The organism is Stenotrophomonas sp. G4 (assembly GCF_003428825.1).
Lineage (GTDB): Bacteria > Pseudomonadota > Gammaproteobacteria > Xanthomonadales > Xanthomonadaceae > Stenotrophomonas > Stenotrophomonas indicatrix.
The window spans coordinates 2,865,515-2,887,258 of sequence record NZ_CP031741.1 but is presented as its reverse complement, the minus strand read 5'-3'; the positions used below and the strand labels follow the sequence as shown (position 1 = coordinate 2,887,258).

General features: G+C 65.6%; 23 protein-coding genes. 10 read left to right on the top strand and 13 right to left on the bottom strand.

Going from position 1 to position 21,744, the window contains the following annotated elements:
* Window positions 1-224 precede the first annotated feature (224 nt).
* A complete protein-coding gene (locus D0Y85_RS13370; RefSeq protein ID WP_117310814.1) occupies window positions 225-2,393 on the bottom strand; it encodes a M3 family metallopeptidase in 2,169 nt (722 codons plus the stop codon).
* A gap of 159 nt (window positions 2,394-2,552) precedes the next feature.
* On the opposite strand from D0Y85_RS13370, the gene D0Y85_RS13365 reads away from it, so the two are divergent.
* The gene (locus D0Y85_RS13365) at window positions 2,553-3,032 is read left to right on the top strand and encodes a glutathione peroxidase (RefSeq protein ID WP_117310813.1); all 480 of its coding nucleotides are present in this window, start codon (window positions 2,553-2,555) and stop codon (window positions 3,030-3,032) included.
* A 67-nt stretch (window positions 3,033-3,099) separates the two neighbouring features.
* Here D0Y85_RS13365 and D0Y85_RS13360 read toward each other — a convergent pair whose 3' ends face one another.
* The 5 genes from D0Y85_RS13360 to D0Y85_RS13345 all read right to left on the bottom strand — a co-directional run bounded on the left by D0Y85_RS13360 (window position 3,100) and on the right by D0Y85_RS13345 (window position 8,228).
* Window positions 3,100-3,879 carry a ferredoxin--NADP reductase gene (locus tag D0Y85_RS13360; RefSeq protein WP_025876750.1) on the bottom strand — a complete coding sequence of 260 codons (780 nt, stop codon included), beginning with the start codon at window positions 3,877-3,879 and terminating at the stop codon, window positions 3,100-3,102.
* Window positions 3,880-3,958: 79 nt separating this feature from the next.
* Window positions 3,959-5,830, bottom strand: coding sequence for an ABC transporter ATP-binding protein (locus D0Y85_RS13355; RefSeq protein WP_117310812.1), 1,872 nt, complete (start codon window positions 5,828-5,830; stop codon window positions 3,959-3,961).
* 378 nt (window positions 5,831-6,208) lie between these two features.
* On the bottom strand, window positions 6,209-6,658 hold the full coding sequence (locus D0Y85_RS13350) for a carboxymuconolactone decarboxylase family protein (protein ID WP_117310811.1): 450 nt from the start codon (window positions 6,656-6,658) through the stop codon (window positions 6,209-6,211).
* Window positions 6,659-6,827: 169 nt separating this feature from the next.
* A complete protein-coding gene (locus tag D0Y85_RS20595) occupies window positions 6,828-7,292 on the bottom strand; it encodes an Imm26 family immunity protein (RefSeq protein ID WP_162887672.1) in 465 nt (154 codons plus the stop codon).
* A 57-nt stretch (window positions 7,293-7,349) separates the two neighbouring features.
* Window positions 7,350-8,228 carry an RNA polymerase sigma-70 factor gene (locus tag D0Y85_RS13345; RefSeq protein WP_117310810.1) on the bottom strand — a complete coding sequence of 293 codons (879 nt, stop codon included), beginning with the start codon at window positions 8,226-8,228 and terminating at the stop codon, window positions 7,350-7,352.
* A 147-nt stretch (window positions 8,229-8,375) separates the two neighbouring features.
* Here D0Y85_RS13345 and D0Y85_RS13340 point away from each other — a divergent pair, with 147 nt between their 5' ends.
* The 3 genes from D0Y85_RS13340 (at window position 8,376) to D0Y85_RS13330 (ending at window position 11,131) form a co-directional block, all read left to right on the top strand.
* Window positions 8,376-9,893, top strand: a complete 1,518-nt coding sequence (locus D0Y85_RS13340) for a fumarate hydratase (protein ID WP_117310809.1) — start codon at window positions 8,376-8,378, stop codon at window positions 9,891-9,893.
* Between the two features lie 204 nt (window positions 9,894-10,097).
* Window positions 10,098-10,442 carry a hypothetical protein gene (locus D0Y85_RS13335; RefSeq protein ID WP_238379105.1) on the top strand — a complete coding sequence of 115 codons (345 nt, stop codon included), beginning with the start codon at window positions 10,098-10,100 and terminating at the stop codon, window positions 10,440-10,442.
* Window positions 10,443-10,495: 53 nt separating this feature from the next.
* Window positions 10,496-11,131, top strand: a complete 636-nt coding sequence (locus D0Y85_RS13330) for a glutathione S-transferase family protein (protein WP_117310808.1) — start codon at window positions 10,496-10,498, stop codon at window positions 11,129-11,131.
* A 94-nt stretch (window positions 11,132-11,225) separates the two neighbouring features.
* On the opposite strand, the gene arsC is transcribed toward D0Y85_RS13330, so the two are convergent.
* From arsC to D0Y85_RS13315, 3 genes are all read right to left on the bottom strand, one after another.
* Window positions 11,226-11,567: an arsenate reductase (glutaredoxin) gene (arsC, locus tag D0Y85_RS13325; RefSeq protein ID WP_032978833.1), complete on the bottom strand. Its 342-nt coding sequence runs from the start codon at window positions 11,565-11,567 to the stop codon at window positions 11,226-11,228.
* Window positions 11,567-12,721: a phospholipase A gene (locus tag D0Y85_RS13320; protein WP_117310807.1), complete on the bottom strand. Its 1,155-nt coding sequence runs from the start codon at window positions 12,719-12,721 to the stop codon at window positions 11,567-11,569. The genes arsC and D0Y85_RS13320 overlap by 1 nt, the downstream gene beginning before the upstream one ends.
* Window positions 12,722-12,843: 122 nt before the next feature.
* On the bottom strand, window positions 12,844-13,329 hold the full coding sequence (locus D0Y85_RS13315) for a DUF456 domain-containing protein (RefSeq protein ID WP_033831531.1): 486 nt from the start codon (window positions 13,327-13,329) through the stop codon (window positions 12,844-12,846).
* A 236-nt stretch (window positions 13,330-13,565) separates the two neighbouring features.
* Here D0Y85_RS13315 and D0Y85_RS13310 point away from each other — a divergent pair, with 236 nt between their 5' ends.
* A complete protein-coding gene (locus D0Y85_RS13310) occupies window positions 13,566-13,775 on the top strand; it encodes a cold-shock protein (RefSeq protein WP_025876765.1) in 210 nt (69 codons plus the stop codon).
* A gap of 88 nt (window positions 13,776-13,863) precedes the next feature.
* On the opposite strand, the gene D0Y85_RS13305 is transcribed toward D0Y85_RS13310, so the two are convergent.
* Both D0Y85_RS13305 and D0Y85_RS13300 read right to left on the bottom strand, forming a co-directional pair.
* On the bottom strand, window positions 13,864-14,361 hold the full coding sequence (locus D0Y85_RS13305; protein WP_117310806.1) for a glycine zipper 2TM domain-containing protein: 498 nt from the start codon (window positions 14,359-14,361) through the stop codon (window positions 13,864-13,866).
* Window positions 14,362-14,491: 130 nt separating this feature from the next.
* Window positions 14,492-14,926: a cytochrome c gene (locus tag D0Y85_RS13300; protein WP_117310805.1), complete on the bottom strand. Its 435-nt coding sequence runs from the start codon at window positions 14,924-14,926 to the stop codon at window positions 14,492-14,494.
* Between the two features lie 79 nt (window positions 14,927-15,005).
* On the opposite strand from D0Y85_RS13300, the gene D0Y85_RS13295 reads away from it, so the two are divergent.
* Window positions 15,006-15,839, top strand: a complete 834-nt coding sequence (locus D0Y85_RS13295; RefSeq protein ID WP_117310804.1) for a tRNA threonylcarbamoyladenosine dehydratase — start codon at window positions 15,006-15,008, stop codon at window positions 15,837-15,839.
* A gap of 71 nt (window positions 15,840-15,910) precedes the next feature.
* Here D0Y85_RS13295 and D0Y85_RS13290 read toward each other — a convergent pair whose 3' ends face one another.
* Window positions 15,911-16,681: a TatD family hydrolase gene (locus tag D0Y85_RS13290; protein ID WP_117310803.1), complete on the bottom strand. Its 771-nt coding sequence runs from the start codon at window positions 16,679-16,681 to the stop codon at window positions 15,911-15,913.
* A complete protein-coding gene (locus tag D0Y85_RS13285; RefSeq protein ID WP_080148438.1) occupies window positions 16,678-16,893 on the bottom strand; it encodes a DUF6116 family protein in 216 nt (71 codons plus the stop codon). The genes D0Y85_RS13290 and D0Y85_RS13285 overlap by 4 nt, the downstream gene beginning before the upstream one ends.
* 163 nt (window positions 16,894-17,056) lie before the next feature.
* On the opposite strand from D0Y85_RS13285, the gene D0Y85_RS13280 reads away from it, so the two are divergent.
* The 4 genes from D0Y85_RS13280 (at window position 17,057) to D0Y85_RS13265 (ending at window position 21,743) form a co-directional block, all read left to right on the top strand.
* Entirely contained in the window at window positions 17,057-17,893 is an 837-nt protein-coding gene (locus D0Y85_RS13280; RefSeq protein ID WP_117310802.1) for a glycine zipper 2TM domain-containing protein, read from the top strand.
* Window positions 17,894-17,993: 100 nt separating this feature from the next.
* A complete protein-coding gene (locus D0Y85_RS13275) occupies window positions 17,994-18,536 on the top strand; it encodes a GNAT family N-acetyltransferase (protein ID WP_117310801.1) in 543 nt (180 codons plus the stop codon).
* A gap of 178 nt (window positions 18,537-18,714) precedes the next feature.
* Window positions 18,715-19,374 carry a glutathione S-transferase family protein gene (locus D0Y85_RS13270; RefSeq protein WP_117310800.1) on the top strand — a complete coding sequence of 220 codons (660 nt, stop codon included), beginning with the start codon at window positions 18,715-18,717 and terminating at the stop codon, window positions 19,372-19,374.
* A gap of 89 nt (window positions 19,375-19,463) precedes the next feature.
* Window positions 19,464-21,743, top strand: a complete 2,280-nt coding sequence (locus D0Y85_RS13265) for a thiamine pyrophosphate-dependent enzyme (RefSeq protein WP_117310799.1) — start codon at window positions 19,464-19,466, stop codon at window positions 21,741-21,743.
* Window position 21,744 lies beyond the last annotated feature (1 nt).

Genomic DNA, 21,744 nt, shown 5'->3' with positions numbered 1-21,744 from the left:
TGACAACTCCATTTGATTTGCGACAAGCGGTGTCGCGAACTGCTGTATCTGGCTGAATGAGGGGTATATGACGCGGCCATCTTCTTGCACCTACGTCATGGCAAGAGACGAATGCGACAGCGGGTAAAAGGCCAGCATCGGCAAGGCGCCAGGTCCGCCCCGGCGAAAAAAAAACCGCCCGGTCTCCCGGGCGGTTTTCGTTTCACGCTATGCGGTGCCGGCGATCAGTTGCCGGTGCCGGTCAGGCCACGCTTTTCCAGCAGCGGTTCGATCTGCGGCTCGTGCCCGGCGAAATCGCGGAACAGCTGCATCGCATCCACGCTGCCACCCTTGGACAGCAGGGTCGCGCGGAAGTGGTCGCCGTTCTTGCGGCTCAGGCCGCCGTTGTCGCGGAACCACTTCTGGGTGTTGGCGTCGAGCACTTCCGACCAGATGTAGGCGTAGTAGCCGGCCGAGTAGCCGCCCATGATGTGGCTGAAATACGGGGTCCTGTAGCGCGGCGGAACCGGCGCATAGTAGATGCCGTCCTTCTCCAGCGCGGCGCGCTCGAAGGCCATCACGTCCTTGGCAGCCGGTACCTGGTCCGGGCCGATCTGGTGCCAGCGCTGGTCGAGCATGGCGGCGCCCAGGTATTCGGTGGTGGCAAAGCCCTGGTTGAACTTGGCCGCGGCCAGCACCTTGTCCAGCAGTGCCTGCGGCATCGCCGAACCGTTCTGGTAGTGCTTGGCGTAGTTCTTCAGGATGACCGGGTTGTCGGCCCACATCTCGTTGACCTGCGAGGGGAACTCGACGAAGTCGCGCGGCACCGCGGTGCCCGAGAAGTACGGGTACTTCACATTCGAGAACATGCCATGCAGGGCATGGCCGAACTCGTGGAAGGTGGTGCTCACTTCATCCCAGGTCAGCAGGGTCGGCTGGCCGGCCGGCGGCTTGGGAATGTTCAGATGGTTGGCCACCACCGGCTTGAAACCGGTCAGCTTGGACTGCGAGACGTACGAGTTCATCCACGCACCGCCGCGCTTGGAGGCGCGTGCGTACGGGTCGAAGATGAAGATCGCCAGCTGGCTGCCGTCGGCATCGAACACGTCATAGACGGTGACGTCATCGTGGTAGACCGGCAGGTCGGTGCGCTGCTTGAAGGTCAGGCCGAATTCCTGGTTGGCGGCGAAGAACACGCCGTTCTCCAGCACGTTCTTCATTTCGAAGTACGGCTTCAGCTGCGATTCGTCGAAGTTGTACTTGGCCTGGCGCACCTTCTCGCTGTAGAAGGCCCAGTCCCACGGCTCCAGCTTGAAGGTCGGCTTGCCGGCGGCCTTCTGTTCCTGGTCGATCATTGCCTGCAGGTCGGCGGCTTCGCGCTTGGCGTTGGCCACCGCTGCCGGTGCCAGCTTGCCGAGCATCGCATTGACCGCTTCGGGGGTCTTGGCGGTCTGGTTGGTCAGGTTGTAGGCGGCGAAGTTCGGGAAGCCCATCAGCTTGGCCTTGTCGGCGCGCAGCTGCATGATGCGCGCGACCAGCGCGGTGTTGTCGAACTCACCGCCGCGGCTGCCGCGGGTGGTGGACGCTTCGTAGATCTTCTGGCGCAGGGCACGGTTGGCCAGGTTGGTCAGCGGCGGCTGGCCGGTGGTGTTGAGCAGGGTGATCACGTACTTGCCGTCCAGGCCACGGGCCTTGGCGGCTTCGGCGGCAGCGGCGATCTGCTCCTTGGACAGGCCGTCCAGTTCCTTGACGTCGTTGACGGTGATCGCCGAAGCGTTCACTTCCGACTGCACGTTCTGGCTGAACCTGGTGCCGAGGTTGGCCAGCTCGGCGTTCATTTCCTTCAGCTTGGTCTTGTCGGCCTCGGACAGCTTGGCGCCGGCGCGCACGTAGTTGTCGTAGTACTTCTCGACCAGGCGCACGCCTTCAGCGTCAAGGCCCAGGGTGGTGCGGCTGTCATACAGCGCCTGGATGCGTGCGAACAGCTTGCCGTTCAGCGCGATCGCATCGCTGTGCGCGGCGAACTTCGCCGAATAGTCGGCCTGCAGCTTCTTGCGGGTGTCGTTGGTGTCGGCGCCGACCAGGCTGAAGAACACGGTGGTCGCGCGGTCCAGGGTGTCACCGCTCTTTTCCAGGGCGATGATGGTGTTGTCGAAGGTCGGCTTGGCCTTGGTGTTGGCGATCGCCTCCACTTCCTTTAGCTGCTGCGCCATGCCGGCGTCGAAGGCCGGGGCGAAGTCGCTGTCCTTGATCTTGTCGAACTGCGGGAAATGCAGCGGCAGCGGGCTGTCGGCGAAGAACGGATTGGCCTGCTGGGCATTGGCAGCGGCGGCCGGGGCGGCGGCGCTGGCCGAATAGGCGGGCAGGGCAAGGCCGAGGGTCATGGCCACGGCAAGGGCAAGGCGGGTGGTCAAGGTCGATACTCCGGTAAGGCAAACAAGGGCCCGAGGGTAACCCGGCCCGGCGCGCCCGCACTTGTGTCAAAAGGCATGTTGGCAAAGCCGCTCCGCAGCAGGGCCACCCCCTGGGCGGCTGCCCGGGTACCATGCAATCACCGCCCACGGCCATCCGCCATGACCACTGCCTACGATTTCAGCTTCCGCGACCTTGAAGGCCAGCCGCAGGCGTTGGCGCAGTACCAGGGCCGTCCGCTGCTGCTGGTCAACGTGGCCAGCCGCTGTGGCTTTACCCCGCAGTACACCGGGTTGGAACAGCTGTGGCAGGACTATCGTGATCGCGGCCTGGTGGTGATCGGATTTCCCTGCAACCAGTTCGGCGCGCAGGAGCCGGGCGATGCCGCGCAGATCCGCCGGTTCTGTTCGATCGATTACCCGGTCAGCTTCCCGCTGTCGCAGAAGATCGAGGTCAATGGCGAGGGTGCCGACCCGCTGTGGGCATGGCTGTCGCAGCAGAAGCGCGGGCTGCTGGGTATCGCCCGCATCAAGTGGAACTTCAGCAAGTTCCTGGTCGATCGCCAGGGCCAGGTGGTGGATCGCTATGCTCCGACCACCAAGCCGGAGCAGCTGCGCGGCGGCATCGAGGCGCTGCTTTGACCGGTAGCGCCGGGCCATGCCCGGCGACCGATATCCGCCGGGCATGGCCCGGCGCTACCGAGGCGGCTTATTTCTCGACGAACGCGCGCTCGAACACGTAGTGCCCGGGCGTACCGATGCGCGGCGAAGTCTGGAAGCCACGGCTGTCCAGCACGGTGCGCAGGTCGGCCAGCATCTGCGGGCTGCCGCAGATCATCGCGCGGTCGTTTTCCGGGCTCAGCTCGGGCAGGCCGAGCGTGCGCTGCATCTCGCCGCTTTCCATCAGCGAGGTCAGGCGGCCCTGGTTCGGGAACGGCTCGCGGGTCACCGCCGGGTAGTACAGCAGCTTGTCGCCGACCATTTCGCCCAGGAACTCATGCTCGCGCAGTTCCTTCTCGAAATAATCGCGATAGGCCAGGTCCTTCTCGTAGCGCACACCGTGGCACAGGATCACCTTGTCGAAGCGCTCGTAGGTCTCCGGGTCCTTGATTACCGACAGCCACGGTGCCAGACCGGTGCCGGTGCCCAGCAGGTACAGGTGCTTGCCCGGGTGCAGGTCGCTGATCAGCAGGGTGCCGGTGGGCTTCCTGCCGACCAGTACCTTGTCGCCTGGCTTGATGTGCTGCAGGCGCGAGGTCAACGGACCGTCCTGCACCTTGATGCTGAAAAATTCCAGCTGTTCTTCCCAGTTGGCGCTGGCGATGGAGTACGCGCGCAGCAGCGGCCGCGCATCGGTCTCCAGGCCGATCATCACGAACTGGCCGTTCTCGAAGCGGAAACCGCTGTCACGGGTGAGGGTGAAGCTGAAGTAGGCGTCGGTCCAGTGGCGGACCTCAAGCACCGTTTCGGCGCCGAAAGCGGAGGACATGGGCGTATCTATCGGAAGTCGTCGGGACAATTCTATCTCAAATGAGACAGGTTCTCATTAGGCGGAACGAGAGGCGTTCTCAGCGATAACCGGCCGCCTGCAGTTCGAACAGTTCGGCATAGCGGCCGCCCTGTGCCATCAGCTGCTCGTGCGTGCCGCTGGCTTCGATCCGGCCATCGGCCAGCACCAGGATGCGGTCGGCCATGCGTACTGAAGAGAAGCGGTGGGAAATCAGCACTGCCGTACGATTATCCGCCAATTCCCTGAACCGCTGGAACACCTCGAACTCGGCGCGGGCGTCCAGTGCCGCGGTGGGCTCGTCCAGAATCATCACCTGTGCATCGCGCATCCACGCACGGGCAATGGCGATCTTCTGCCACTGCCCACCAGACAGGTCCACGCCCTGCTGGAAGCGGCGGCCGATCTGCTGGTCATAGCCGCCGGGCAGGGCAGCGATCACTTCCTCGGCCATGCCGCGGCGGGCGGCATCGGAGATCCGCGCGCGGTCGTCCATCGCTTCGACCTGGCCGACACCGATGTTCTCGCCGGCACTGAGGTTGTAGCGCACGAAGTCCTGGAAGATCACGCCCAGATTGGCGCGCAGATCGTCCAGGTCGTAATCGCGCAGGTCGCGCCCATCCAGCAGGATGCGGCCCTCGTCCGGTTCGTACAGGCGTGCCAGCAGCTTGACCAGGGTGGTCTTGCCCGCGCCGTTCTCGCCGACCAGCGCCAGTACTTCGCCCGCGTGCAGGTGGAAATCGAGGTGGCGCACGGCCCACTGCTCGGCATCGGGGTAGCGGAAGCCCACGTCCTCGAACAAGAAACCCTCGCGGATCGGCTGCGGCACGCGCACCGCGTCCTTGCGCGAATGGATTTCCGGTTCGATCTGGAAGAACGAATACAGGTCGTCCAGGTACAGCGCCTGGCTGGCCACCTGCGAGAACCCGATCAGCAGGCCTTCCAGCAACTGGCGCAGGCGCAGGAAGCTGCCGGCGAGAAAGGTCAGGTCACCGATCGAGAAATCGCCACGCACCGTGCGCCAGGCGATATACGCATACGCGGTGTAGTAGCCCAGCGTGCCCAGCGCGGCCAGCAACGTGCCCCAGAACGCCCGCCGCCGGGCAAGCGCGCGGTTGGCCAGGAACAGTGCCGCCGACAGGCTGCGGTAGCGGTCGACCAGGAACCGGTGCAGGTTGAAGATCTTTACTTCCTTGGCCGTCTCCACGCTGGCACCGAGCTGGCGCAGGTAGTCCAGCTGGCGACGCTCCGGCGTCCACAGGAAGTTGAGGCTGTAGCCGGCCGCATTGAAGTGCGACTCGCCGATGAAGGCCGGCACCAGCGCCAGCGCCAGCAGCAGGATCAGCCACGGTGCGTAGACCAGCAGGCCGACGGCCAGGCTGGCAACGGTGATCGCATCCTGCACCTGGCCGAACAGCTGGCTCATCAGGTTCATCCGGCCCATGGTCTGGCGCCGTGCGCGGTCCAGCTTGTCCTGCAGGTCCGGGTCCTCGAAATCCTCCAGGTCCAGGGTCGCCGCATGTTCCATCAGGCGCACGCTGGTGGCGTTGGCGAACAGCTCCGACAACAGCGCATCGGCGTAGCTGACCAGCCGACCGAGCAGGTCCGAGGCGATCGCCAGGCCGAATTCCAGTGCCAGCAGGCCGAGCAGTGGATTGAGCAGGCCGCTGGACAGCGCCTCGCCCAGCGGCGGAAAACCGGCTCCGTGCTGGCTAAGGTGCAGGGCGGTATCGATGATCAGCTTGCCGACGTACAACATCGCCACCGGCAGCAGCGCACGGATCAGGCGCAGGCCGAGGCTGGCCAGAGTGAGCGCGGGGCTGGTCTGCCACACCTGGCGCAGGAACGGCGGCAGGTTGCGCATCGCCTTGAAGCGTTGGCGCAGGCTGGGTTTCTTGGCGCCGGCAGCGCCGGCAATGGGAGAGGCAGGCATGCCGCCATTGTGCGCGCCTGATACGTGCAGGTGGGGTCAGGGCAGCCGTGTGGCCGGGGGTCGGATCCGTTCGCGTTGCGAGGGATCCGACCCAACCACATCCACGCATGGCGTGGATCTACCGTGTCGACCAAGGTCGACACCTACCAACCCAGAGCAGCAGGAACCTGTCGACGGCGGGGTGGGTCAGGTCGCAGGGGCGTGAGCCGCATGGATGCGGCGACCGAGCTTACATGGACGTACCTGCAGCGTCCCCTGCGATCTGACCCACCCCGCCATTCCTCAGTGACCTCGCTGTTGCTGTTGCTGCTGGGGTTTCCGGCCAGCGGCCGGCACTACAGCGGGTGCCGGGCGGCAGCCCGGCCGTCACCCCCCCTTTTACGGCAGCGGTGGCAACAGCCCAGCCCCCAGCCGGTTCCAGGCATTGATCACTGCAACGCCCATGCTCAGGTCACTGATGCCTTTCTCGTCAAAGTGCGGTGCCAGCGCATCGAACGCCGCCTGCGACGGTGCGCCATCGGTCAACCGGGTCAGCGCCTCGGCCCAGCCCAGCGCCGCGCGCTCGCGGTCGTCGAAGAAGCGGCTTTCGTGCCAGGCGGGCAGCGTATCCAGCTTGCGCGGTTCGATGCCGCCCTTGCGCAGCGCGGTGCCGTGCATGTCCATGCAGTAGCCGCAGCCATTGAGCTGCGAAACGCGCAGGAATACCAGTTCCATCAACGTCGGATCGATCGAACTGTCATGCACCGCCTTGCTGGTGACCAGCAGGCCCTTGAAGGCCTCGGCGGCCAGGCGGGTGTAGGGGACGCGGGGAGAGGCGTGGTCGGACATTTTCGGCTCCACGGCGGCCACGGTGGCCGCCTTTCACTACCAGGACGCCGCACCGTTCCCGTCCGTGACAGAGAGGACTAAAACGACAACCTAGAGTGCTGAATGCGGCTTAGTCTGCTTGTCTTTCATGGCATCAACGCTTATCGAAATTCTACGGACGGCGAAGTATCTATTTGACCTCTAGAAAGCCTGGCTTCGCATCTATTATGAGTTGCTTCAGGCCGTCGTCGTCACGCCTGAGCATCTCCGGAAGATTTTCCCATTCCCCGTAACGATCTGAGCTCACAAGTTTCCCTTTTACGATGACGAGACGAACATCAGGTCTGAAGTCAATGATCTGCTTTCTAGGTGGAGGCCATGAAGAATTCCCATCCTCGAATGGAATCCTGCCAATTCGAGGCCATTCGCCTCTTTCCATGGCGACACGGAGCGACGCAACGTGCAAGTGGCATTCAAGTGTAGGAATCTCATGCTCGTCTAGCATTCTGCCTTTCGAGATGAACGGGAGTATCGCGACATCCGGGTCTTGATAGGCCCGAATATAGCCAAAGATCAATTCATCAGCTGATAGAGGAACGGCGAAAATTTCTCCGGCATTTATCCTGATTCTTCTTCTTGGCTTTTTCTGAATCATTGTTGGGGCTTAATTCTCCAAGGTGGAAGGATGTTGCCCTAATTCGGCCTGGTGGGCCTAACGGCCACTTTGTACTCCCGGCAGCTTCTCCGGATTCAGCACGCTGTACACATTGGCGATGCGGCCATCGACCACCTCGATGGTGGTGATCGAGTGCAGGTGGTCGCCTTCGAAACGCAGGATCGCCGGTTCGCCATTGACATAGCCGAGCTGTGCCGGATGCGCTGCGCCTCGACGGGCGATGGCCCAGAACAGGCGGCCGATGCGCTCGGCACCCCGCAGTGGTCGCACCGCTGCGGTGACCACGCCACCGCCATCGGAAACCAGCAGCGCGTTGGCATGCAGCAGCGCCTGGATGGCCTCGCTGTCGCCACGCTGGGAAGCATCCATGAAGCGCGCCAGCAGTTGCCGGTGCTGGCTGGCATCGGCATTGAAGCGCGGCCGCGCAGACTGCAGGCGCTGCCGGGCCCGGTGCACCAGCTGGCGGCAATTGGCCTCGCTGTGGCCGATCAGCTCGGCAATCTCGCGGTAGTCGTGGTCGAAGGCTTCCTTCAGCAGGAAGGCGGCGCGCTCCTCGGGGCCGAGCTGTTCGAGCAGGGTCAGGAAGGCCACGGAGACGTCGTCGGCCAGCGCGTGCAGCTGCGCGGGGCCGGGCGCCGGGTCGGGTTCGAGGGTGATCGCCAGCGGTTCGGCCAGCCACGGGCCGACGTAGTGCGCGCGCTCGCGCTTGGCCGCCCGCAGCCGGTCCAGGCCCAGCCGGGTGGTGGTGGTCACCAGCCAGGCCTCGGGGTCGACGATGGCGGCCGAATCGCTGCCGGCCCAGCGCAGCCAGGCGTCCTGGACCACGTCCTCGGCGTCGCTGCGGCTGCCAAGAAGGCGGTAGGCCAGCGCCATCAGGCGCGGGCGGTGGGTCTGGAAGGCGGATTCGGCGTTCATGTGGGCAAGGACGCGCCAGCGGGGCGCGGCGTGACAGAGGGCAGGGTCGGATCTTGCCGGCCAGCGGCCGGCACCACCACCCCGCGGTCGAGGGAGGGGGTAAAATGGGCGGATTACCCCCGCCAGCCTTCAGCAAGCGAGCAATCCGTGACATCGATCAAGCAGGAAGACCTCATCCAGTCCGTCGCCGACGCGCTGCAGTACATCTCGTACTACCACCCGGTCGACTACATCAAGAACCTCGCCGCCGCCTATGAGCGCGAGGAGTCGCCGGCAGCGAAGGAGGCGATCGCGCAGATCCTGATCAACTCGCGGATGTGCGCCGAAGGCCATCGGCCGATCTGCCAGGACACCGGCATCGTCACCGTGTTCCTGGAAATCGGCATGGACGTGCGCTGGGATGACGCCACCATGGGCGTGGAGGACATGGCCAACGAAGGCATCCGCCGCGCCTACCTGTACCCGGACAACAAGCTGCGCGCTTCGGTGCTGGCCGATCCGGCCGGCAAGCGCATCAATACCAGGGACAACACCCCGGGCGTGGTCAACGTCAAGGTGGTGCCGGGCAACACCGTGGAGGTGATCGTTGCCGCCAAGGGCGGTGGCTCGGAAGCCAAGACCAAGTTCGCCATGCTCAACCCGTCAGACTCGATCGTCGACTGGGTGCTGAAGACCGTGCCGACCATGGGCGCGGGCTGGTGCCCGCCGGGCATGCTCGGCATCGGCATCGGCGGCACTGCCGAGAAGGCGATGCTGCTGGCCAAGGAAGCGCTGATGGAGCCGATCGACATCACCGAGCTGCAGGCCCGTGGTGCGTCCAACCGCATCGAGGAGCTGCGTCTGGAGCTGTACGAGAAGGTCAACGCGCTGGGTATCGGTGCGCAGGGCCTGGGTGGCCTGACCACCGTGCTCGACATCAAGATCAACGACTACCCGACCCACGCGGCCAACCTGCCGGTGGCGATGATCCCGAACTGCGCCGCCACCCGCCATGCGCACTTCACCCTGGATGGCAGCGGCCCGGTGATGCTGGACCCGCCGTCGCTGGAAGACTGGCCGAAGCTGACCTACGACGCGTCCAAGGGCACCCGCGTGGACCTGGACACGATCACCCCGGAAGACGTGGCCAGCTGGAAGCCGGGCCAGACCCTGCTGCTCAACGGCAAGCTGCTGACCGGCCGCGACGCCGCGCACAAGCGCATGGTCGACATGCTCAACAAGGGCGAGGAACTGCCGGTCGATCTGAAGGGGCGCTTCATCTACTACGTCGGCCCGGTCGATCCGGTGCGCGACGAAGTGGTAGGCCCGGCCGGTCCGACCACCGCCACCCGCATGGACAAGTTCACCGAGCAGGTGCTGGCACAGACCGGCCTGCTGGGCATGGTCGGCAAGGCCGAGCGCGGTCCGGCCGCGATCGAGGCCATCAAGAAGCACAAGTCGGCCTACCTGATGGCCGTCGGTGGTTCGGCCTATCTGGTGTCCAAGGCGATCAAGGCGGCCAAGGTCGTCGGCTTTGCGGACCTGGGCATGGAAGCGATCTACGAGTTCACCGTGGAAGACATGCCGGTGACCGTGGCCGTCGATTCCACCGGCGAGTCGGTGCACAAGACCGGCCCGCGCGAGTGGCAGGCCCGCATCGGCAAGATTCCTGTCGTGGTGGAATGATCGGCGCGGCGTCGACCACGTCCGATTTCAGAACGGCGCCCGGGTGGCGCCGTTCTTCGTCTAACGATTGCAACCGCGCGGCTTTGCTAGGGTGTGCGCGTTGCCAGGCAAGGGAAGCTGCTTGTGCGTCAAGGAATACGCAATGTTTTCGCCGCAGTCGCCCTTGCCTGGCAGTCTTCCGGTCTATTGAACAAGGAGCGTCCTGTGAACCTGTTGCGCACCCTTTCCCTTGTCACCCTGCTGGTCATGGCCGGCTGCAGTACGTCATCTTCGTCGTATGGCGGTGGCGGCGGCTTCAGCGCCGGTGCCCAGTGCCAGATGCAGTGCCAGGCCAGCTATCGCAGTTGCATGGCCGAAGGCCAGGGGATCGGCAGCCGCCAGTCCAGCTGCGAGCAGCAGGTGGCACCGACGCCGGACAAACGCTGCAAGGACATCGAGCATCCGGAACTGCGTCGTTCCTGCGAGTTGAAGGCGCACGACTGCACCCTGCGCGCACCGATGATGGGCTGCGGCGAGCGTCGTGATACCTGCATGAGCACCTGCGGCTGACCACGCCGGGGACAGCGCGCATAATCAGCCGTTCCCCGCCCAGGACAGGTCCTATGCGCACCACCTTGTATGGTTCCACCAGCACCGCCTCGCTGGTGGTGCATTGGCTGCTGATCGAGCTCGGCATCGAGCACGAACTGGTGCTGCTCGATTTCGAAACGCGCGAGCACAAATCAGCTGGCTACCTGGCGCTCAATCCGGCGGGCAGGGTGCCGACCCTGTTGATCGACGGCCAGGTGCTGACCGAGGCGGCCGCGATCGCGCTGTATCTGGCAGACCGCCATCCGCAGGCAGGATTGTTGCCTGCTGTCGGCACGCCGGCACGCGGCGAGGCCTATCGCTGGATGTTCTGGTGCGCCAACACCGTGCAGCCGGCCTACCGCGCCTGGTTCTATCCGCATGAAGCAGCGGGTGGCGAGTGCATCGAGGCTGTGCGTACGATGGCACGGCAACAGCTGGAGGCGGCGTGGCAGCACGTTGCCGCACACCTGCAGGACGGCGGTCCCTACCTGCTCGGCGATGCGCCGGGCGTGGTCGATTTCATGCTGGTGATGTTGATGCGCTGGTCACGCAACATGCCTACCCCCAGCGACCACTGGCCGGTGTTGAAGGCGTATGCGGACCGACTGAAGGCGCGCCCGGCGTTCGCCGAGGTCTATCGCCGCGAAGGCATCACCGACTGGCGGTAACCCGTTCTGTAGGGCCGGGCCATGCCCGGCTGCATTTACGGGTGGCACGCGAACCGCAGCCGAGCATGGCTCGGCTCTACCAAAGCGGGGCGGGTTACAGGATCTCCAGCACCGTTTCCGGGGGCCGGCACAGGCGGGTACCTTTCGCGGTGCGTACCACCGGGCGGTTGATCAGCCGTGGGTGGGTGGCCATCGCGGCCAGCAGGGCGTCGTCATCGCTTCCCTGCAGACCCAGTGCGGCAAACTCGGGTTCCTTGCTGCGCACCAGCCCGGTCGCGGCCAGGCCGGATTCGGCCAGCACCTGGCGCAGCGTGGCCACATCGGGCGGGCTGCCGAGATAGTCGATCACCACCGGCTCGAAACCTGCGTCGCGGATCAGCTGGAGCGCCCCGCGCGAGTTGCTGCACGCGGGGTTGTGCCAGATCGTCACATCCATCAGAACCACTCCAGCAGGGACACGCCGACGCCGACGTAGGTCGCCTTGTGGTTGTAATCGATCAGGCTCTCGCCATAGCCGTCGAAGATCTGCACATGGCCGCGCAGCAGATTGCTGATCGGGAAGCCGTAGTCCAGCTGCAGCGCGCCGTGCGAGCGGTCACCGGTGCGCAGCGAATGACGTGCCATCAACGAGACTTCGTGACCCTTGTGGTTCCAGGTCAGGGTCGCGTCGCCGCGGCCCATGTAGTCCTCGATGTCCGGGTTGTTGTCGTCGCTGCGGGTCTCGGGAATGCGGTACCAGGGACGCAGCACCAGTGCCCAGTTCTCGCGGTCCAGGCCGACGTTGAGGATCACCCGGTTCCAGCTGCGTGACAGCGGATCGGCACGGCCGTTGGACTGGTGGTTGAGGCTGATGCCGGTCATCCGCCCACGCCAGCCACCGATCGAGTAGCCGTTGCGGAACACCATCATCACTTCCGGCTCGTAGTTGGTCTCGCGGAACGGGCGCGAGTCCTCGCCGTTGTAGGCCTGCCAGCGCGAACTCTGGGTATAGCCCGCCCAGATGTCGCCGTTGTCGCCGAACAGGTTCTCGGCGATCTTGGTCTTGAAGCTGATCTGGAACTTCAGCTCAGCGCTGTCCAGCACCTGCGGGGTGGTCACGCTGTTGGCCGGGTTCGGCGAGTGCGGCATGGTATTGCGGTCGCTGGTCCAGAATGCCGGCAGCAGGTACACAGGCTTGTACGCGCGCAGCTGGAACGGGCCCAGCTTGGAGTCCTCGGCCAGTTCCCATCGGCTGTCCAGCAGCGAACCGCGGCCGGCATTGGCAAGTGCGCTGTCCGGCGCTTCGGACCGGAACAGATCGCTGACACGCTCGCGCAGCTTCTCCTCGCCCTGGCTCACCCGCGTGGTGTCGCGCTGCTGGCGACGTGCCTGTGCGGCGGCTTCGGCGGCCGCATCAGCTTCGGCGGTGGCCTGGGGCGTGCGCCCGAACTGGCGGTCGTAGCAGGCCAGGCGGGCAGCATCGGTCGCGATGGCCGCGCAGGCGGCCGGCGAGGCTTCGGCGCTGGGCGCGAATTCCTGGGCAGCCACAGGCGCGCTGGCCAGGGCCAACGCCAGCGGTGCAAGGCGGGGAAACAACGGAGAGAGGGTCATTGCAGCAGGCCCTTCGGAATGAATGCGGAAAGAGGGACAGTGTGGCGGCTGCATCCGATAACGGCCAGCCCCACGGGTTTATGCCCGGCGTGTGCGTGCGCGCTGCGTGAAGGCCGCATGCCTCACAGGAACCAGGCGAAGGCGAACAGGCCCAGCATCGCGATCACCAGCGCCAGCTTCAGCGCCAGGCCCAGCAGGATGCCAAGCCAGGTGGCCAGCCCGACCTTGGTCGAGCGGCCGAGCTCGCGGGTATGCCAGTACTCGCCCAGCAGCGCGCCCAGCAACGGCCCTGCGAACAATCCGATCGGCATGAAGAACAGGCCGACGATGCTGCCGATGAAGGTGCCCCAGAGCGCTTTGCGGCTGGCGCCCACGCGCTTGGCGCCGACTACGGTCGCCAGCACGTCGACCAGCAGCGACAGCGCGGTCAGCACGCCGAGGATCAGCAGGGTGGGCCAGCCGACATGGACGAAGCCGTCCGCCCAGGCCGCCAGCACCAGCCCGATGAAGACCAGTGGGATGCCAGGCAGGGCTGGCAGGACGATGCCGGCGATGCCGATGAGGACAAAAATGACCGCTAGCAGATACAAGATGAATGAGAGGTCCATGCTGTCCAGTATGGTTGTCTTTTTGGGGTTGACAGTGAAAGGTTTTTGCCAGTTGCTTTTTCGTTTTGGTCGGGTTAAGTTGCAGTCGCTGAGCTTGGCAAGGTCACCGTGGATCGTGGCCTGATGAAGCAAGATCGTTCCGATCCGCTGCATCGATGCACCTCGCTTCCCCCTTGCTTGTCAGCCGCCCAACAGGCGTATCCAACAACAAGAGAGAGTCAAAGGGAGTTAGTGAGATGGCTGATCGCGAGAACGGTACCGTGAAGTGGTTCAATGATGCCAAGGGCTTCGGCTTCATCAGCCGGCAGAATGGCGAGGATGTGTTTGTGCACTTCCGTGCCATCGAGACCCAGGGCTTCAAGAGCCTCAAGGAAGGCCAGGCTGTGAGCTTTGAAGTGGTGCAGGGCCAGAAGGGCCTGCAGGCTGACAAGGTCCAGCCGGCGTAATACCTGCCGCTTGCCGGCATGAAAAAGGCCCGCGCAAGCGGGCCTTTTTTTGTTGCTCCGGTTCTGATCGGCCGGGGCCCGCTGCGGATCAGCGCAGGATGACCTTGCCGTTGACCACGCGGACATAGGTGTTTTCGCGGATGCCGCCGAGGTCGCGCTGGTTGACCACGATGGTGCGGCCATCATCCATGCGCACGCTGATGTCGTAGGTATCGCTGGTGACGTTCTTCTGGATCTGGTTGCCCGCCAGCGCGCCACCCACGGCGCCGGCGGCGGCGGCGATGTTCTTGTTGCCGCGGCTGCCGCCGGTGTGGTCGGAGATCTCATGGCCGGCAACCGCGCCGACGATGCCGCCGAGGATCGCGCCGGTGGCGGAGGGTGCGGTACGGCCGGACTGCACGGCGCTGATGCGGGTGACGATGCCGCAGTCAGCGCAGCGGCCCTGGTTGTAACCGGAGTTGTTGCCGTAGCCGCCGTTGTTGTAGCCGCTGTTGTTGTAACCACCACCGCCATAGCCCGGCGAGGTGGCACAGCCGGCCAGGCCGACGGTTGCGATGACACTGGCGGCGATGAGCTGGATCTTCATGGGGCGTCTCCTGGCCGTGAAGGCGGGTGCGTTGGGTGGTACTGCGTCATGCAGCAGGGTGAGCGAATCCTCCTCTTTCCAACGTGAACAAGGCGCCAACCACATCGGCCTTTGCCCACTCGAAGATGAATCAGCGGAAGTCCTGATGGCAGGCCCGGCAATCGTCCTGCAGTGCCTGGACCTGCTGCGCCAACGCGTTGCAGTCGATCGGCGGGCTGGCCACTGCCGCATTGAGATCGGCCCGGTACTGGCTGGCGTGCTGCTGGAACTGCCGGCTGTCCTTCAATCCCGGGAAGGCCTGGTCCAGATCGTTGGACAGCAGGCGCAGCACCTGCAGGCGCGGGACGCTGTCGGCCAGGCTGCAGCGGTTCTGCTGCTGAGCCTGCTGCAGCAGATCCGCCTGTCGCTGCATCACCTGCATCAGGCTGTCCGGGAACGGATCGCGGCGTGCCTGCAGTGCGCGGCTGACCATCACCGTGGCAATCAGGCCGACCAGCAGGCCCAGGCCGAGCACGAACAGATAGCGGTAAGCGGTGGACGGGGGGCGGGGTGGGCTGGCACTCATGGCGGGCGCTCCGGGCGTGCAACGGTGGGTTCGGCGTCGTCGTGCTGTAGTCAGGGGACCTGCACGTTAAAATAGCCCGATGAACGAACAGGTCAAACAACGCTTCGCCGGTATTGAACGGCTGTATGGCGTCGGCGCGCTCGAGCGCCTGCAGGGCAGCCGTGTTGCCGTGGTCGGCATGGGCGGCGTCGGCTCGTGGGTGGTGGAGGCGCTGGCGCGCTCGGCGGTGGGCCATCTGGCCCTGATCGATGCCGATGACATCTGCGTATCCAATACCAACCGCCAGCTGCCGGCGCTGGAAGGCAACTACGGCCGCAACAAGGCCGAGGCCATGGCCGAGCGCTGCCGGGCGATCAATCCGCAGATCGAGGTCGACGCCGTGCAGGCGTTCCTGACCCCGGCCAACATGGCCGAACTGCTGGACCGCGATTTCGACCTGGTGATCGATGCCTGCGACAGCTTCCGGGTGAAGGTGGAAACCATCGCCTGGTGCCGCCGCCGCAAGCTGCCGTTGCTGACCGTCGGCGCGGCCGGCGGCCGTACCGATCCCACCCTGGTGCGCATCCGCGATGTCTCGCGCACCGAGCATGACGCGATGCTTGCGCTGATCCGCAAGAAGCTGCGCAGCGAATTCAACTTCCCGAAGAATGCCAAGCGCTATTTCGGCGTGCCGGCGGTGTATTCGCTGGAAAACGTGAAATATCCGCAGGCCGACGGGAGTGTCTGCGGCCTGCGGCCGAACCTGGGCGCGGATGCGGCCCTGAAGCTCGATTGCGGCGCCGGCCTGGGCGCGGCCACCCACATCACCGGCGCGTTTGCGTTCGCGGCCGTGGGCAAGGCGCTGGAGATGCTGCTGGAACCGAAGAAGGTGAAGGCCGAAGTGGCCGAGGATCACGCCGACGCGGATCGGTAGCGCCGGGCCAGGCCCGGCGAGCGCACAGCGCGACCAGCACAATGCCGCCGGGCATGGCCCGGCGCTACCGGTCAGGCGGGCAGGTTGAACAACCGCCGTGCGTTGTCCGTGGTGGCCTGCGCCACGGCGTCCAGTTCCATCCCGCGCAGTGCGGCGATGTGGCGGGCGATGACCGCCAGCCTCGCCGGCTCGTTGCGCTGGCCACGGATACCCGCGTCGGGCTGGTCCGGCGCATCGGTCTCCAGCAGCAACTGTTCCAGCGGCATCTCGCGAACAAGCCGCTGCAGGCGCTGCGCACGCTCGTAGGTCAACGGTCCGCCAAGGCCAAGCAGGAATCCCAGCTTGTGCAATTGTGCGGCCTGTTCCGGGCTGCCGGAAAAACTGTGCACCACCCCGCGCAGGCCACCGATGCGGCGGATCGCGGTGATCACCGCATCCACTGCACGGCGGGCATGCACGATCACCGGCAGGTCAAACTCGCGGGCCAGCGTCAGCTGGCCGAGGAAATAGGCCTGCTGGGCCTCGGCATCCAGGCCCTCGACGAAGAAATCCAGCCCACACTCGCCGATCGCGCAGGGCCGCTCCTGTTCGATCCATTCACGCAGCTGTGGCAGGTGTTCTGGCCGGTGCTGGTCCAGGAACATCGGGTGCAGGCCATAGGCGGGGTAGAGCCCCGTCGCTTGCTGGCAGACCTCGCGCAGCTTTGGCCAGCTGGCCGCAGTGACCGCCGGAACCACCTGCCACTGCACGCCGGCAGCGCGCGCGCGGTTGATGACCGCCGCGCGCTCGCCATCGAATTCGCTGGCATCCAGGTGGCAGTGGCTGTCGACCAGCAGGTTCAACGCTGCTCCAGCGGCGGTGGCGTGGTCGCGCTGCGGTTCTTCCAGTTGGCCAGCAGCAGGGTGCCCAAGCCCAGCATCAGTTCGTCGACGAACGGAATCGGGTCGGGGATGAACAGGGTCAGCGCGAACAGGCCCGCGGTCAGCTTGAACAGCGTGGGGTAGCGCAGCCGGCGTGCCCATTGCAGGACCGGCAGCAGCATCGGGTTGGCCATGGCGGAGGTCCTCCGGGGGAATGTGCAAACGCTACCACGGGCCCAGCATTTCCAGATGCTGAATGGGTTACGGCGGTGAGCAGGAAATGTGGAGATTCCGTTCAGGCACCGCATGCTGCAATCTGGCCTGAGAACGTTGCGGACGGTCCGCAAGGAGCAGGTCATGAAAAGCACAACTACAACTGTCCTGGTCGCAGCGGGCGCGCTGCTGGTCGGTGGTATCGCCACCGCCGCCTTCATGAAGAGCGGTGACAAGTCGCCGGAACTGAGCGCCGGGAACCCGAGTGAATCGCGCCTGGTCGATGGCAATGCCACCGACGATGGCGCGCGTGGCGACGCACTGGACGCCAGTGCGCCGCGTGGCCTGGAATACGCCGATGTGCTGAAGGTCGATCCGATCACCGAGAAGCAGAAGGCCTATGCCACCGTGATCGGCACCGATCCGGTACGCGAGACGTCCACCACCCAGACCCCGCATGAGGTCTGCCAGGACGTGGTGGTGCAGGAACGCCTGCCCGAGCGTGACGGCAACGTCGGTGGTACCGTGGTCGGTGCCGTGGTCGGTGGCCTGCTGGGCAACCAGGTGGGCGGCGGCAATGGCAAGAAGGCCGCGACCGCTGCCGGTGCCGTGGCCGGTGGCTTCATCGGCAACCAGGTCGACAAGCGCCATGTGGGTGGCCGCGTGGTCAACCGCACCGAGCGCCAGTGCCACACCGAAACGGCGACCTCCGAGTCCAGCCGGGTCACCGGCTACAACGTGACCTACCGCAATGAAGACGGCACCACCGGCACGATGCGCATGGGCAGCAAGCCGGGCAACCGCATTGCCATGGGCACCAGTGACGTGGTCAAGGGCTACAACGTGACCTACCGCTACGACGGCGCAGAGAAGACCGTGCGTATGGACAACAAGCCGGCCAGCGATCGCCTGCCGGTGGTGGATGGGCAGCTGGTCACCCAGACGGCTGCAGCCGGCGACGCGACCGCGAACCGTCAGTAATTCTCCGGCAGCAACGGTAACGAACAGGCCAGCCTCTGCTGGCCTGTTTTTTTCTGCGGCTGGGGTTCATCCACGCGTGCTGTGGCTCTACCATGACGCCATGAGCATCTTCGACCTGCGCATCGAAACCGAACGCCTGATCCTGCGTCCGCCGCAGCGGCAGGACTACGCCCCCTATCTGGCGTTCTGCGCCGATGAGGAGGTGATGCGCACGCTGGGCGGTGTGCAGGCGCCCTCGGTGGCATGGCGCAGCTTCTGCAGCCTGGCCGGCGCATGGCAGCTGTTCGGCTTCTCGATGTTCAGCGTGATCGAGAAGTCCAGCGGTGAATGGATCGGTCGCATGGGGCCGTGGCAGCCGCAGGACTGGCCCGGCACCGAGGTCGGCTGGAGCATCCGCCGGGCCAGCTGGGGCAAGGGCTACGCACCGGAGGCGGCGACCGCAGCGATCGACTGGGCGTTCGATACGTTGGGTTGGGACGAGGTGATCCACACCATCGCCGAAGACAACGAGAACTCGAAGGTGGTTGCACGCAAGCTCGGCAGTACGCTGCTGCGCATGGGGCAGTTGCCACCGCCCTATCAAGGCAAACCGCTGGAAATCTGGGGGCAATCGCGCGGGCAGTGGCAACAGCGCGCACGCTGAGCGCTGCCGGGTCGTGCCGGCCGCTGGCCGGCAATCGCACGAATCCAGCGGCATCGAGGTTGCCGGCCAGCGGCTCCAACTACCGTATCGCCATGCTGCACCCGCGCTTGGCAATCGCCAGTCCGCTTGCCAGACTGCGGGCAGCCGGCTGCAGGCCGGGACCTCCCGGGAGCAGGCAATGGTGGAAGAACGCAGTGCGTTGACGGTGCATGGCATGTCGGTCTCGGGCAATTGCCACAAGGTGCGCCTGTTGCTGGAACAGCTCGGCAGCCGCTACCGCTGGGTGGAGGTGGACAGCGCCCACGGCCAGACCCATACCACGGAATTTCTCGCCCTCAACCCCAATGCCAAGGTGCCGTTGATCGTACGCGACGACGGCCGCGTACTGACCGAATCCAACGCGATCCTGTTCTGGCTGGCCGAAGGTACGCCGTATCTTCCCGCCGACGGTTGGCAGCGTGCGCAGGCATTGAGCTGGATGTTCTTCGAGCAGTACACGCATGAGCCCTGCGTGGCGGTGGCACGCTTCATCCGCGGTTGGACACCGGCCGACTCGCCACGCCGTGCTGAGCTACCGCGCCTGCATGAGCGAGCTGCCAGCGCGCTGGCGGTGATGGAGCAACATCTGCGCCAGGCGCAGTGGTTCACCGGCGAGGACTACGGTATCGCCGATATCGCCTTGTTTGCCTATTCCGATGTCGCCGCCGACGGTGGCATCGCACTGGATCCATTCCCGCAGGTGCGGGCCTGGTTGCAGCGGGTGCGAGCGCAGCCTCGCTTCGTGCCCATGCCTGCGGTGACCGCCGAGGTGCGCGCGCGGTTCAACGCAGCGGATTGATTCCCCTGCAGCGTCGGGCGTGCTCGACCAGCGGAAGGGTCGGGCAGCCTTGGCGTTGCGGACTGCAACAACGACACGGAGGGTGTTCGATGTTCGCTGTGGTTCCTGATCCCATTCCCGCACGCATGCGCGGTCTCAATCGCGCCGAGGTCTGTGACGTCAATTTCCTCGAGGCCGTACGCGCCTGGCGCGGCATCCCGCGTCCGCGTCCGGCGCCGGATGCGCCGATCCTGCCGGGCAGCACCCTCACCGCCGCTGCCTTCGGCGAACTGTTCGAATCGCAGCTGCTCAGTCGCCAGCTGGACCTGATGGCGCGCGTGCTGCGCGTGCAGAACAAGGTCTTCTACACCATCGGCTCGTCCGGTCATGAAGGCAACGCGCTGCTTGCGCGCGCCTGCCGCCACACCGACCCCGCCTTCCTTCACTACCGTTCCGGCGCCTTCATGGCCGAGCGTGCGCGGCTGGTGCCCGGCATGGATCCGGTGCGCGACGCCGCGCTGTCCTTCGCCGCCAGTGCCGATGATCCGGCCAGCGGCGGCCGTCACAAAGTGTGGGGCAGCAAGCCGCTGTGGGTGCTGCCGCAGACCTCGACCATCGCCTCGCACCTGCCCAAGGCGGTGGGTACCGCGCTGGCGATCGAGAGTGGCAGGCGCCTGAGCCAGCCGCTGCCGATTCCCGCCGACAGCATCGTGATGTGCTCCTTCGGCGACGCTTCGGCCAACCATGCCACCGCGCAGACTGCGTTCAATACCGCGATGTGGTCGGCCTACCAGAAGCTGCCGGTGCCGATCCTGTTCGTCTGCGAGGACAATGGCCTGGGTATTTCGGTGAAGACCCCTGAAGGTTGGATCGCAGAGCGTTTCAGCCGGCAACCGGGCCTGGACTATTTCTTTGCCGATGGCCTGGACCTGGCGGCCGGACACGCGCAGGTGCAGGCGGCGGTCGAGCATTGCCGGCGCATGCGTCGGCCCACCTTCCTGCACCTGCGTACCACGCGGTTGATGGGCCACGCCGGTACCGACTTCGAAGTGGAATGGCGCGCATTGGCCGAGCTGTGTGCGGCCGAGGCGCAGGACCCGCTGCTGCGCTCGGCGCAGATCGCGCTGGAATCGGGCTGGATGGATGCGGCGGGCGTCGAGGCCGCCTATGAAACCCTGCGCGCGCGCTGCATGGCCGCCGCCATCGATGCTGATACGCGGCCGAAGCTGCAGACATTGCAGGAAGTGATCACGCCGTTGGCACCCTATACGCCCGCAGCGGTGCAGGCCGAGGCCGAGCGCGTGGCGCCCATCGAGGCCCGGCAGGCGCTGTACGGCGGCGCCGATGCGCTGCCCGAACGGCAACCGCCGCGGCATCTGGCGATACAGATCAACCATGCGCTGCAGGAGCTGCTGGGCAAGTACCCGCAGGCGCTGTTGTTTGGCGAGGACGTGGCGCAGAAAGGCGGCGTCTACACGGTGACGCGCGACCTGCTGCGCCGTTTCGGCCCGCGCCGGGTGTTCAACACGCTGCTGGACGAGACCATGATCCTGGGCATGGCCCAGGGGCTGGCCAACATGGGCATGCTGCCGATTCCGGAAATCCAGTACCTGGCCTACCTTCACAACGCCATCGACCAGGTACGTGGCGAGGCCTGCTCGCTGCAGTTCTTCTCCAACGACCAGTTCCGCAACCCGATGCTGGTACGGGTGGCCGGGCTGGGCTACCAGAAGGGGTTCGGCGGCCATTTCCACAATGACAATTCGATCACGGCGCTGCGTGATATCCCGGGGCTGGTGGTGGGCTGTCCGTCGCGTGGCGATGATGCGGTGATGATGCTGCGCACATTGGCGGCATTGGCCCGCGTGGATGGCCGGGTAGCGGTGTTCCTTGAACCGATCGCCCTCTACATGACCAAGGATCTGCACGCGGCCGGCGACGGCCAGTGGTTGTTCGACTACCCTGCACCCGGGCAGGCGCTGGTGCTGGGCGAGGGCAGGGTGTATGCGCCGGATGCCAGCGATCTGGTGATCTTCACCTATGGCAACGGTGTGCCGATGGCGCTGCGCGCAGCGGTCGCCATCGAGCAGCAGCTGGGCTGGCAGGTGCGTGTGGTCGACCTGCGCTGGCTGGTGCCGTTGAATGCGGCCTTCATCGGCGCCCAGGCCGCCACCGCGCAACGGGTGCTGGTGCTGGATGAGGGGCGCCAGAGTGGCGGCGTCGGCGAAGGCGTGATCACCGCGCTGGTCGAGGCCGGCCATGGCCATCTACCCGTGCGCCGGGTCTGCGGTGCCGATACCTATACGCCGCTGGCGGGGGCAGCAATGTTCGGGCTTCCAAGCGACAATGCGGTGATTGGCGCCGCCCTCGACCTGGCGCAGGGACCCTGAT